Below are 766 nucleotides of genomic sequence, written 5' to 3'. Positions count from 1 at the left end.
AGCGGGACTGATCTCACCATTCGAAGATGGATGTATTGCTTCGGTGATCGGGGACATTGAGAACTGGTTGAATGGTGTCGATGATGCAGCATTGTAAGCAATCAGCATTAAATCGTAACTGATAAGAACAATTAGACCACAAGCACGAGTCGTGCTTGTGGTCTTTGCATAAGGTCGAATTTTAGCTGTCCTCCCTTTATTGCAAATTGATGTACTGGTAATATTAGGGGAGAGGGGTTCGTAGATAGTATTTTTACTTCTTCCATGTACGGCTATGAAAGGGCGGGTAGAATAAAGCTAAAGTGTTTCGGAACTTCATGTGGGTGCAGCCGGCTTCTATTTTCTACAATATTCCCCACCAAAATAATCTATGGATTATCTAATAGAGAGGATGCATAAGAAGATGAAGTTTAGTGAATACGCATATGTCCGACCGGATGCGAAACAAATTGAACAGCAAATGAAACGACTGATCAGTTCCTTTGAAGCTGCAGAAAGCTTCGAGCAGCAGGATGACATCATGTCTGACATTAACAAGCTTCGCAATGAATTCGATACACAGGTGCAATTGGTATCTATTCGCCATTCGATCGATACGAATGATGAATTCTACAAAGCCGAGCAGGAATACATGGACGAGGTAGTTCCAGTAATCCAAGAATACATAACAGACTACTATCGGGCGCTTGTGAATTCGAAGTTCAGATCAGAACTTGAACTGAAATGGGGCATTCAGCTGTTCCAGTTGGCTGAGAAAATGCTCAAG

General features: G+C 42.2%; 1 pseudogene. It reads left to right on the top strand.

The annotated features are described in order from the left end of the window. Window positions 1-403 precede the first annotated feature (403 nt). A pseudogene (locus BBG47_RS28275) lies at window positions 404-766 on the top strand (M3 family oligoendopeptidase); the annotation flags it as partial.

Source organism: Paenibacillus sp. KS1, from assembly GCF_001680695.1.
Lineage (GTDB): Bacteria > Bacillota > Bacilli > Paenibacillales > Paenibacillaceae > Paenibacillus_B > Paenibacillus_B suaedae.
The sequence above is the reverse complement of the archived record's forward strand: the minus strand, read 5'-3'. Positions and strand labels throughout refer to the sequence as shown.